Source organism: Ruminococcus sp., assembly GCF_017549005.1.
GTDB lineage: Bacteria > Bacillota > Clostridia > Oscillospirales > Ruminococcaceae > Ruminococcus.
Genome location: NZ_JAFYYT010000047.1, coordinates 126,831 through 139,086, shown reverse-complemented (window position 1 = coordinate 139,086; position 12,256 = coordinate 126,831). Strand labels below are relative to the sequence as shown.

Sequence of the window (12,256 nt, the reverse complement as noted above, 5' to 3'; positions counted from 1 at the left end):
CCGGTCTTTGGGTTTACTATCATCATGTAATATTATATCACGGTTTTTCGCAAAAATCAAGTGTTTTTCGGAATTTTTTTCAAAAAACCTCAGTTTTTTCTGAAGTGAGAAAAAAACGGACCTGTCCGTTATCATTTTCTTTCCGCAAAGCACAGAAGATCTCCCCCGAAAGCCGTGCAGAGGCTTCAAGGGGAGATCTCATTTATTATCAAATCCCAATATATCTTTTATCATGAAAGTTATTATTACATCATTTCCGTCAGCGGATATTCTTTGCTACTTCCACAGTAGTCGTTTTGATATTGTTTGCCATATAATAACGGTCGTCGATCTCGAACTTGTCCCTGATAGGATCAGTACAAGGGTTTATCCACGTTCTCGGAGGCAATTTTGTATAAATTTCCGTCCATGTATTCGGAGGCAGTTTTGTCAGGACAATAGTTGTCCGGACAGGTCTGAACTCCTGAGAAGGAGTTGTTCCCCTGAACTGAAACTCCTCATTTTTGAGCTGGAATTCTTCGTTTTCAATTACCATTCGGTTGCCCTTCTCATATGTGTCTGCATTCGCTATCATGCTGAACATGGGAACTGCACACATTGCTGTCGCTGCTATCGCAGTCAAAGTCATCTTAAAATCAGCTTTCATAATGATTCTCCTTTACAAATAAAATTTGTTTATCACCCTTATTTTTTGTTTTGTGTTCTTCTTTTTCCGTTCTTACATATTGATGTTGATGTTGGTTTTCGTTCGTATTGCTTTTGATTAGGTGTCGCGCAACCCTATGCTTTTATTATACTCAAAAACTGCCGTTTGCAAAGATGACATCTGTCACTTTTCCGGTGACATTTGTAATTACATGAATGACATATGTAACTTTTGATAGATAAAGAATACAGGCGGCTGTATATAGCCGCCTGCGTATATATCCTTTTTCTTTCTTCCGTTCATCAGTCCCAGCTGTCAACTGTAAGTCCCAGCTGCGGGCAGGCTATCGAGCCCGACTCGTGTATCCTGAAATCCAACTCATAGCTTTCATCGGGAGGTTCATTGATCAAGTTCTCAATACTGTCGCTGTAATACACTTTATGATTCAATGTGAATTCACCCTTATAACCGCCAACATCTATGGCGATCAAAGAATCGGGACACACATCATTTCCCCAGTTCTCAGTGTAAAAGCTGTATTTCACTTCCTCGCAGAAAGTTACCTTCTCCTTATCCCCCACATAGTCGGAAGCGATGAGGAGAGTCGGAAACGTATCAAAGGAATTTTTTGTAACGTATACTTCAAGCTTTACATCACCGAACTGTTTCGATATCCTGTTATAACCCTTTATCTCATCGCCGAATCTGTACCCTGCGAACAGCGAATCCTCAAGCTGCTCATCTCTGTAAAAACGCACACTCGGATATACTGCCATTTCTTTCTTCTGACTGTTCATTTTCGCACTGAACGCTATCATTATTATCAGCCATACCAGTATCATTCCGCCCAAAGCGCTCAGTATTGTGACGATAACGAACTTCACAGGCGGCATCATCGGTTTTATATCCGCTTCTCTGCCCTCTGCAAGGCGTTTTTTTATCCTTCTGCTGTATATGGTCTTATAAACCGCAAATGCAGCGGCTACTATGACCGCGATCGCTAATACAGGCAGAACGATACTTACGATACTTATTCCTTCTTTCATGTTTACCCCTCCTTAAATCCCTAAGAATTCCTTGAATATGTAGTAATACGTCCGCGTTACGTCCACCTTTGCGCCGTTTTTCATAGTCAGCAGGAACTTCTGTGACAACGCGGGACGTATGCTCTTTATATGCGATACTGACACTATCACTGAGTTGCTAACACGTATGAATTCCTTGGGGTCGAGTATCTCCTCAAGGCGTTTCAGTGTTTCCGAGAGCCTGTACTCGTCATCTCCGCAGTACGCCGCAATGTCATGGGCAAAGCTCTCGATATGAGAGATATCCTTCGTATCGAGCCTGTATATCTCGTCGTTCCGCCGCGCTATGAGGTAAGATACCGTCACGTTCTGCTCGGAGAGTATCAGCTCCGCGTCGTCGTCAACGTCTATCCCAAGTTTTACCAGCTCAGCCGCTATCGAGTCATAGTGTTCATCGCTTACAAGCAATCTTATCTTCATTGCCGGCTGCCGCCTCCTTTTCCCTGTATCATTGATAAGCTTATCGTTCAGACGCAGTCTCTGCCGCTGTCTGTGATTTTATTATAATAGACCCGCTGTTAAAAATCAATACTCTCAGCACACCTTGCACTCACGGATTCACAGCTTGCATACAGGTCAGCATACCGTTCGGGTAAAACGAAATGTATAAACATCGGCACTGATATGATAACAAACAGCAAATTCATAGTATAATATTACAAATTGTAGTAAAATATTATGCCATTTTTGCTGTTGTTCACGATTTATTCATCTTTACCCCCTTGCCAAACGTCCTATTACATGGTATACTTAGAGTGATATTTCCTGCCCGAGGAAAGCACTGTCCAACGGCAGAATGATAAGGAGAATGGTTTTTATGCAGTACGGACACTTTGACCTTGAAAACAAAGAATACGTCATCACTAACCCCGCTACCCCCGCACCCTGGGCAAACTATCTCGGAGATCCCGAGTACGGCGCTATGATATCCAATAACGCCGCAGGCTACAGCTTCGTTAAATCAGGCGCAAACGGCAGACTTTCACGTTTCCGCTTCAATTCGGATATGGCACTGCCGGGACGTTACATTTATATAAGAGACAACGATACCGCCGATTACTGGTCGGCTTCATGGCAGCCTGTGGGCAAGCCTCTTGACAAGTACAAGAGCGAATGCCGCCACGGTACCGCTTATACTGTTATTTCCGCTGAATATGCGGATATAAAGTCCGAAACTACATATTACGTTCCCTACGGCAAGACCTATGAGGTATGGAGAGCAAAGGTGACAAACAACTACTCAAAGGAGAGAAAGCTCTCTGTTTTCGGCTTCATCGAGTTCACAAACGAGCCGAATTACGAGCAGGATCAGGTAAATCTCCAGTACACACTGTTCATCACACGCACAAGCTTTGAGGGCGGCAACCGCATACTCCAGCACATGAACGAGAACACAGGCTTCGACGAGAACGGCTACAACGGTCAGGAGCGCTTCTTCGGCATGGTAGGTCAGCCCGTTACAGGCTGCTGCGGAAGCTTCAGCGACTTCATCGGCCCATACAGGACATTCTCGAACCCTATCGCTGTCGAGAACGGCAAGTGCAGCGGCGTTATGAACTATAACTCCAACTCATGCGGCGCTCTCCAGAGCGATATCACTCTCGCTCCCGGCGAGACAAAGGAGTTCATCTTCGTCCTCGGCGAGCGCAAGGACCCCGAGGCTGCTGCTATACTTGAAGAATACAAGACAGCAGGAAAGGTTGACGCTGAAGTAAAGCAGCTCAAGGACTACTGGCACGGACAGCTCTCAAACTTCAAGGTTGAGACTCCGTCAGACGAGTTCAACAACATGATAAACGTATGGAACGCTTACCAGTGCTTCATCACTTTCATATGGTCAAGAGCAGCTTCATTCGTATACTGCGGACTCAGAAACGGCTACGGCTACCGCGATACGGTTCAGGACATACAGGGTATAATCCACCTTGACCCCGAAATGGCAGCTGAGAAGATACGCTTCATGCTCTCTGCTCAGGTTAGCAACGGCGGCGGTCTGCCCCTCGTTAAGTTCGACCACAACGCAGGCCACGAGACCTGCCCCGACGAGAACGACGAGCACAGCGTTTACGCCAAGGAAACAGGTCACCCCTCATACCGTGCAGACGACGCACTGTGGCTCTTCCCCACTATCGTCAAGTACCTCGGTGAGAGCGGCAACAAGGGCTTCCTCGACGAAGTTATCACCTATGCGGAAGAGGGCGGCGGAAAGGCTACCGTTTACGAGCACCTCAAGAATGCTATCCGCTTCTCCATGGAGCGTCTCGGCAGTCACGATATGCCCGCAGGTCTCCACGCCGACTGGAACGACTGTCTCCGCCTCGGCGCACAGGGCGAGTCCACATTCGTGGCATTCCAGCTCTACTACGCTATGAACGTTATGCGCGACATGGCTAAGGACAGGAACGATACAGACTACATCGCATACCTCGACGGCGCTCAGAAGAAGCTGGGCGACGCACTTGAAAAGTGCTGGGACGAGGACAGATTTATCCGCGGAATCCGCGACAACGGCGTTATCGTCGGCGCTAAGAAGGACCCCGAGGCAAATATGTGGCTCAATCCTCAGAGCTGGAGCGTTATCTCACGCTTTGCTTCCGACGAGCAGGCTGAAAAGGCTATGAACAGTGTTCACGATATACTCAATACACCTTACGGAGCCAAGCTCCTCGAGCCCCCTTACAAGTATCACCACTTCAAGGGCGCACTCATGCAGGTGTTCAACCTTGATACAAAGGAAAACGGCGGTATCTTCTCACAGTCCCAGGGCTGGCTCATACTTGCCGAGGCTCTTCTCGGTCACGGCGACCGCGCATTCGAGTACTTCCTTGAGAGCTCGCCTGCCGCTATGAACGACAAGGCTGAGATACGTGTTATGGAGCCATACGTACACGGACAGTTCACCGAGTCCAAGGCTTCTCCATATGAGGGACGTTCTCACGTTCACTGGCTCACAGGTACTGCTTCAACAGTTATGGTCGGCTGTGTTGAGGGTATATGCGGTATGAGGCCCGACCTCGGCGGACTTGCTATAGCTCCGTCTATCCCTGCTAAGTGGGACGGCTTCAGGATAGAGAAGAACTTCCGCGGCAAGAAGCTCAACATCACTATCGACAACTCCGCACACGTTCAGAGCGGTGTCAAGGAGCTCACACTCAACGGCGAGAAGCTTGCAGGCAATTACGTTCCTGCTGACAAGCTGGCAGCTGTAAACGAGATAAAGGTAGTTATGGGCTGATGCGTAATGTGTAATGCATAATGCAGAATTAAAGGCGAATCCGAATAATCGGGTCCGCCTTTTTTTGATATGTAGAGGAGCCCGCCCTCGGGCTCCCGACATGGATTATACGCCTATCACGGGAGGGCATGGGCGCCAGCCCCTACAGATTTTTGTGCATATGCAACTATCCACGCACTGTCTGATTGGCCAAAATCACGAAAATGACAAGTTTGCTTTGCAAAGTCTTGACAAGTACACTTGGCAGTGCTATAATACAATTACCAAGTATACTTGTCAAAAACCGCCAATAAAACTTTGCATGATATGGGAGGTAACATTTATGAATAAAGAAGAAATACTCGCTAAAAGCCGACAGGAAAACAAGAACCGCGATTACGCAGAGATAGAACGCCTGAAAAAAAGCACCTTTTTCGCTCTTATGTGCAGTATAGGCTTCACCTGTCTGTGGACCGTACTTTCGCTCATCGCTACATGGCGCGTGAATTTCGCTGTTATCGCCACGGAGTTCTTTATGATATTCTCGATGCACCTTTATAAAGCTGTCAAAAGCAAAAAGCCCGTGGATATATTCTGCGCGGCAAGCGCCTGCTTTTCGTTCCTCATTTTCTTTACTATAGCAATATGCGAGCTTTTCAATATCAGACCATAAGGCGGTGGCTAAATGATGGACGATTCACTTATACTCCGGAACCGGCTTAAAGAGATACGCAAGGAACAGCGCCTCTCACAGGACGAGCTTGCCAAAATGGTTGGTGTTTCCCGAAATACCATAAGCTCCATAGAAACGGGACAGTTCAGTCCCACGGCAAAGCTTGCGCTGATACTATGCATTGCTCTTGACAAGAAATTTGAGGACATATTTTATTTCGACTGACAAAAAGCGCTTCCGATAAAGGAAGCGCAAAATATTTTCCGCAGGCTGTAATTTTCTCCGCACAGCGGGTACTAATATACAGATACGTATCATATACCACAAAGCAGGAGGTGAATGCCTTTGAATGAATTTGAAGAGATATACAACAAATATCAGCCCGAAGTCATGCGATTTCTCATGCACCTGACTTCATTCGACCTCGCCGCCGCAGAAGAACTCACTCAGGAAACATTCTATCAGGCGTTCCTCTCGTTCGGAAAATTCCGCGGCGAGTGCAGTCTCAGAACTTGGCTTTTTCAGATAGCCAAAAATATCTATGCCAAATACATACGCAAAGAGACTCGTCAGCGCGATATCAGGGAACAGCAGTCAGACCTGTCAGTTCCGCCGCCCACCGACGATATCGAGCAGAAGGAAGTGCTCTCAAAGCTTCGGGAGCTCATTGACGAGCTCAATGAGCCTGCCCGTTCCGTTGTACAGTACCGCCTGTATTCGGACATAAGCTATGCGGAAATTGCCGCGATACTGAAAATACGCCCGAATACTGCGGCTGTCATCTATAACCGCACAGTTGTGAAGTTCCGGAAAATAATGAAAGAGAGGTACGGATATGAAATATGACCATGAGATAATACGCGACCTCATGCCCCTGTGCATTGACGGTATAGCGTCGGAAAAGTCCAGAAAAGCCGTAGAAGAGCACTTAGCCGAATGTGCCGAATGCAAAAGCGAGTGGGAGCAGATGAAAGGCAATATACAGCCCTGCGAGAATATCCCTCTGCCCGAAGATACGGCTAAATACACAGCGACCGCAAAGCGCGTCCGCAAACACCACCGCTGGATGCTTCTTAAAGTCACCTGCGCTGTGATAGCTGCTCTATTCGTTATAGGCATAATCGGAAATTTCATCGACGGCGCAAGATTTTCTCCCAAAAGTATCGCAAAGCAATTCATAGGCGAATGGTGCGACCTTTCAGAAGCTAAGATAACATTCCTTGGCACTGTAAAAAGTCCCGACAGACAGTGTGAATCCACTTTTGCCCTTGTAGACCGCCCAGGCGAACCTACTATGCTTGCAGAAAGCACCGCAGACCGCAGCGACTTGCTGAGAATCGGAATGTGGAGCGGCACAGGAGGCAGCATAGGAGACCTGCAAACAGATAAAGCTATAATCGTTGAAGGTGGGGCGTGCTCCTATGATAACGGTCTTAAATACTGCGGCTGTACTGCATTTTACGTAACAGACAAACGCATAAAGAAAATAAGCTACGTGGAACACGGAAAAACATATACTCTTTTCCCCGACGAGAACGGCTTCTGCGGTACAGGCTATTCTATTGCTGCTCAGTATGAGTTTGAAACAGATCCCTTTATAATCAGTGAGGGTACTGCCACTGACGAAAACGGAAAGGTACTTTATGAAGTACAGGAAGTTTCCAAAGGCATAAAAAAAGGCAAAGAATACTCCAAATACGACTGGGTAAAAGTCGAATAATTACACAAAAAGCGCTTCCGTGTACATGGGGAAGCGCTTTGTTATCATTGATTATTTCTTGACTCTTCAAATGCTTTGGAAGCCTCTTCGTAAGCCTCCTTAGCCTTGGCTGAACCCTCACTGATCCTTGCCTCGGCTTCGGCGATCTTAGCCTTTACCTTTTCGTACTCCTCAGAGTTCTTGATATCGTCACTGGCATTTTCAAATTTAGCCTTCATATCGGCAACTGCCTTTTCGTACTCGGCTTTCATTTCTTCCCTTGCCTTTTCGGACTCGGTCTTTACTTTTTCAATTCCCTCGTTAAACTCGGCTTTAGCCTCTTCAGCCTTTTCCTCTATCTCAGCCTTCATCTGTGAAGCTGCATCTTCAAGCTGCTCCATCTTTGACTTCTGATAAGCAAGCGGTATCGACTTTCCGTCCTCGTCGTAGAAAACGATATTGTCTATATACATATCCGACTCGTTAGCGATTCCCCAGCGCATGATAAGGAAATTGGCGTCCTCCATTTCCTCTGTCCAGCACTGTCCGTCATCGGCAAGCAGGAACTTGAACACCGCGTGAACGTTGCCCGAGGTCTCGAAATTGTACTCGCCGCCGCTGAACTCCTTGAAATCGTACCACTTGTTGTCCTTTGCGGTGACAGTACCGCCGCCTCCGCCTATCCAGCCGGGAGCTCTTACGCCGTCTGCGTCGTCGGTCTTGAGGTGGTCTGCGGTAGCCTGAGCGTACATATCGAACTCGATGCTCCTTACCTTTGCCGCACCCTCGTTTCCGAGCAGCTTTGTAGCGCTTATTATTACTTTCTGGACCTTTCCGTCCAGCGGAACTGTATTATCGTCTGCAAATCTGAGCATTTTATTGCCCATGAGCTCAACTACGGAAATAGTTCCCGAAGCGCAGTCCTTGTCCTCGTTCCTTGTAGTCACGAAGTCGAATATACCGTCGTCAAATGTGACAGTATTAGGGTCTGTAGCCTCAACAGGTACAGGTGGGAGAAGCTCCTCGGTGGTCTCCTCGGCAGCTGTAGTTTCTGTGGGAGCTGTAGTTTCCTTATTGTTATCCTGCTTGGAGTCGGAACTCTTCTTGTCCGAACATCCTGCCGCACAGGCTGCAAGAGCAAAAGCCATAGCGCCTGCGATAAAGCTTTTGTAATTCATATGTGTATCTCCTTTGTGTATGTGAAAGCGCAATGTGTCTGTTTACAAATCCATTGTAGCACAAAAAGCTACACGTGTAAAGTGATTTTTCGATTTTTCACAAGCCTATCATAAGAGTTTCCGACTATCGGCATAGTTGGGGAACATATGTCAGTCCGCTCCTGAGCTTCAACAATGTTTGTCTGTTCCTTCCCTTTGTCCCTTCCGATATACAGGGATTTTTTATAATAATCAAAAGACAAGGGGAGCAAGGGATAAAGAGACAAAGGGACAAAGCTGCTAAAAGCTACTTGTCGCGGTGCTGATAGAATATGTCGACCGTTTCTATCATCATCTCAAACGGCAGCACCTTAGGCGATATCTTTACGGACACATAGGACTTCCCTGCGCCGTTGAAGGCAATCCTGCCCTTGTACGCCTTTTGCAGAGCCGCTATCTGGTCTGTCGAAATGTACTCGGTATAGAAGTACATCGCGCCGTTTTTCTGTGATATCTCGGTTATTCCCAGGTGTGCAGCCTTGTTTCTCAGCAGTGAAACGTCGATAAGTCCCACCACTGACTTTGGCGGTTCGCCGTAACGGTCGATAAGCTCGTCTATGAGGTCAGTCTTGTCGCTCTCGTCGTTGACAAGCATTATCTTGCGGTACATATCTATACGCTGATTAAGGCTTGAAATGTAGTCCTCGGGGATATGGGCGTCGATCTGTATATCCACGAGACACTCGGGTATCTTTTCGGGCTGTATGCCCTTTTCCTCCGCGATAGCTTCCGAAAGGAGCTGCAAGTACATATCGTAGCCTACAGCCTCCATGTGTCCGTGCTGTCTGCCGCCGAGGATACTTCCCGCACCTCTTATCTCAAGGTCGCGGAGAGCTATGCGGAAACCGCTGCCGAACTGTGTGAACTCCCTCATGGCGTTCAGTCTCTTCGTAGCTATCTCCGTGAGGACCTTATCCCTCTGATAGGTGAAATATGCATAGCCTCTGCGGTTTGAACGTCCAACACGTCCGCGGAGCTGATACAGCTGCGAAAGTCCGAATCTGTCGGAATCCTCGATAATAAGGGTATTTACATTAGGTACGTCCACACCTGTCTCTATGATAGTGGTGCATACAAGGATATCCACATCATGCTCCACGAGCTGCTCCCATATGTCGGACATCTCGTCCTCGCTCATCTGACCGTGAGCCACGGCGATACGGGCTTCGGGGAGCATTTCCTGCAAACGTGAAGCGCAGGCGCGTATGGTCTCAACGCGGTTATGGATATAGTAGACCTGTCCTCCGCGTCGGAGCTCCCTGACGATAGCCTGTACTACCGTACCCATATTGTACTCGATGACGTAGGTCTGAACGGGATATCTGTCCTGAGGCGGCTCCTCGATGACAGACATATCGCGTATGCCGCTCATTGCCATATTGAGGGTCCTCGGGATAGGCGTTGCCGAGAGCATGAGCACGTCAACTCCTGCAAAGCTCTCCTTGAACTTCTCCTTGTGAGCCACGCCGAAGCGCTGTTCCTCGTCGATTATGGCAAGTCCCAGGTCCTTGAATACCACAGACTTCTGTATTATCTTGTGAGTACCTATCAGGAGGTCAATACGCCCCTGTTTCAGCTTCTTGATTATCTCCTCCTGCTGTTTCGGGGAGCGGTATCTGCTGAGGAGCTCGATATTCACGGGGAAGTGCTCGAAACGCCGCAGAGCCGTCTGATAGTGCTGATAGGCAAGAACCGTCGTAGGCGCAAGTATAGCGCACTGCTTGCCCGAAAGGACGCACTTCATGGCAGCTCTCAGAGCCACCTCGGTCTTGCCGAAGCCAACGTCGCCGCAGAGCAGTCTCTCCATAGGACGGGGGCGCTCCATATCAGCCTTTATTTCGGCGATAGATGTGAGCTGATCGTCGGTCTCGACATAGGGGAAACGCTCCTCGAAATCGCGCTGTATCTCGTCGTCGGGATAGAATGCGAAGCCCACGCTCTTTTCACGCTTTGCATAGAGGGCGATGAGCTCGTGAGCCATGTCCTTGACAGCGTGTTTTACGTTGTTCCTGGTCTTCTGCCACTCGCCTGAGCTGAGCTTGCTGAGCTTCACGCCGCTGTCATCGCGGGGACCGATGTATTTGGACACCATATCCAGCTGGGTTACAGGGATATAGAGCTTATCCGTACCTGCGTACTGTATGGTGATGTAATCCTTTGTTATTCCGTCCATTTCGAGCTTGCGTATACCGATGAAACGTCCGATACCGTGACCCGAATGTACAACGAGGTCGCCCTCGGTGATATCCGCAAGGGAGCGTATCTCCTCTGCCTTATTCTTCTTTTTGCGGCGCTTTCTGCGGACCGAGTCCATAGAACGCCCCTGTGTTATGAGAACTGTTTTGTTTTCGGGATATTCAAATCCGCCGCTGAGACTTCCCGACATGAGCAGCACACGTCCGCTCACAGCCTCGGAGCTGTCAGTGAGGATATCGCAGGGAATGCCTTTTTCTCCGAGGTCCTGCTGTATGATAGGCAGGGTCTTGTCGCTGCCTGCCGCAAGTATCATCTTGTAGCCGCGGCGTCTGAAGTCCTCAAGGTCCTCGACGAGCTGCTTCATCTCACCGCTCCACGCGGCAGTCTGCATTGCCTCGAAGCTGACGAGCCTGCGGAAATCTATACGCTCTCCGCCCTGCATGAAGCTGCTCATATAGAGGCATACTTTCTTTTCCGCGATATGCTGCACTTCGGAGAGCTCCAGCACATAACCGTCAAGTCCCTTGCAGAGCTGTCCGTCCTCCATGAGTATCTTTATATCTTCATTATGGCGCGTAAGAACTCCTGCGGCGTTGTCCATAACGTCGGAATAATCGCTGAAAAGCACAACTCCGTCTATGTAGTCGAAAACCGTGGAGGGCTCGCCGTAGACAAGTGGGTAGTACTTGACGCTGTGAGCCAGTATCTCCCCTGCCCTCAGCCTGTGAACGTCTGCGCCGAGATGCTCGCGGACCGCGTCCATGCGCTTTCCGCGGACTTTTTTGCACAGCTCCTCTATCCTGTCCGCAAGCTCGTTGTTGTCATAGAGGACTTCGCCCGAGGGGTAAATCTCCACCTTTTCGAGAGCCTCCGTGCGTCGCTGAGTATCGGTCTCGAACTCTGAAATGCTGTCTATCTCGTCGCCCCACAGCTCTATACGGACAGGCTTATCCGCCTGCACGGGGAAAATATCGAGGATAGAGCCTCTTATTGAGAACTGTGAAGCACCCTCAACCTTTTCGCAGCGCTGATAGCCGCACTTTGCAAGAGTCAGCGCAATATCCGTCAGGTTTATCTCCTGACCCTGCGTCATCTCGATCCCTGCAGCGATAAGAACTCCCACAGGGATAACGGGCTGCATAACAGCCTCGATACTTGCACATATCACGGAGCAGCGGCTCTTTGCCGCCTTTATGAGCGCTGATATGCGCATATGCTCGTACTCGTGGTTGGTACTGTCAACAGGAGTGAAAACAAGCTCCTTAGACGGAAAAAGCACAGCCTCCTCACTGCCTGCCATAGTGTTTATGTCATCGCAGAGCTTCTTTGCTTCGGCTTCTGTGCCTGTAACAACGAGGTTTATCTTCTTTCCGCCGAGAGCGTGAACGAGCTGCGCCCTGTGTATATGGGAAAGGCCCGTCACGGAGACGGGTGAGATATTCTTATCAATGGCTTCACGCAGACTTTTAAAGCCTGCAAGCTCGGTAAACGTGTCTTTAAAGATGTTCATTGCTCTCTCCGTTAAA

At 48.7% G+C, this 12,256-nt stretch carries 10 protein-coding genes; 5 read left to right on the top strand and 5 right to left on the bottom strand.

The window, feature by feature from the left end:
- Positions 1-259: 259 nt before the first annotated feature.
- From IKW96_RS12240 to IKW96_RS12230, 3 genes are all read right to left on the bottom strand, one after another.
- The gene (locus tag IKW96_RS12240; protein WP_296575238.1) at positions 260-646 is read right to left on the bottom strand and encodes a hypothetical protein; all 387 of its coding nucleotides are present in this window, start codon (positions 644-646) and stop codon (positions 260-262) included.
- Positions 647-948: 302 nt separating this feature from the next.
- Positions 949-1,692, bottom strand: coding sequence for a hypothetical protein (locus IKW96_RS12235; protein ID WP_296575235.1), 744 nt, complete (start codon positions 1,690-1,692; stop codon positions 949-951).
- 12 nt (positions 1,693-1,704) lie between these two features.
- Positions 1,705-2,151 carry a LytTR family DNA-binding domain-containing protein gene (locus tag IKW96_RS12230; protein ID WP_296575232.1) on the bottom strand — a complete coding sequence of 149 codons (447 nt, stop codon included), beginning with the start codon at positions 2,149-2,151 and terminating at the stop codon, positions 1,705-1,707.
- 397 nt (positions 2,152-2,548) lie between these two features.
- Here IKW96_RS12230 and IKW96_RS12225 point away from each other — a divergent pair, with 397 nt between their 5' ends.
- The 5 genes from IKW96_RS12225 to IKW96_RS12205 all read left to right on the top strand — a co-directional run bounded on the left by IKW96_RS12225 (position 2,549) and on the right by IKW96_RS12205 (position 7,338).
- On the top strand, positions 2,549-4,966 hold the full coding sequence (locus tag IKW96_RS12225) for a glycosyl hydrolase family 65 protein (RefSeq protein WP_296575229.1): 2,418 nt from the start codon (positions 2,549-2,551) through the stop codon (positions 4,964-4,966).
- A 322-nt stretch (positions 4,967-5,288) separates the two neighbouring features.
- A complete protein-coding gene (locus tag IKW96_RS12220; RefSeq protein ID WP_296575226.1) occupies positions 5,289-5,618 on the top strand; it encodes a DUF6442 family protein in 330 nt (109 codons plus the stop codon).
- Positions 5,619-5,633: 15 nt separating this feature from the next.
- The gene (locus tag IKW96_RS12215) at positions 5,634-5,843 is read left to right on the top strand and encodes a helix-turn-helix transcriptional regulator (RefSeq protein ID WP_028514108.1); all 210 of its coding nucleotides are present in this window, start codon (positions 5,634-5,636) and stop codon (positions 5,841-5,843) included.
- Positions 5,844-5,963: 120 nt separating this feature from the next.
- Positions 5,964-6,464, top strand: coding sequence for a sigma-70 family RNA polymerase sigma factor (locus IKW96_RS12210; RefSeq protein WP_296575223.1), 501 nt, complete (start codon positions 5,964-5,966; stop codon positions 6,462-6,464).
- Positions 6,454-7,338: an anti-sigma factor gene (locus tag IKW96_RS12205; RefSeq protein WP_296575220.1), complete on the top strand. Its 885-nt coding sequence runs from the start codon at positions 6,454-6,456 to the stop codon at positions 7,336-7,338. Before IKW96_RS12210 ends, IKW96_RS12205 begins: the two co-directional genes overlap by 11 nt.
- A 44-nt stretch (positions 7,339-7,382) precedes the next feature.
- Here IKW96_RS12205 and IKW96_RS12200 read toward each other — a convergent pair whose 3' ends face one another.
- Entirely contained in the window at positions 7,383-8,495 is a 1,113-nt protein-coding gene (locus IKW96_RS12200) for a hypothetical protein (RefSeq protein ID WP_296575218.1), read from the bottom strand.
- A gap of 286 nt (positions 8,496-8,781) precedes the next feature.
- The gene (gene mfd / locus IKW96_RS12195) at positions 8,782-12,240 is read right to left on the bottom strand and encodes a transcription-repair coupling factor (RefSeq protein WP_296575215.1); all 3,459 of its coding nucleotides are present in this window, start codon (positions 12,238-12,240) and stop codon (positions 8,782-8,784) included.
- Positions 12,241-12,256 lie beyond the last annotated feature (16 nt).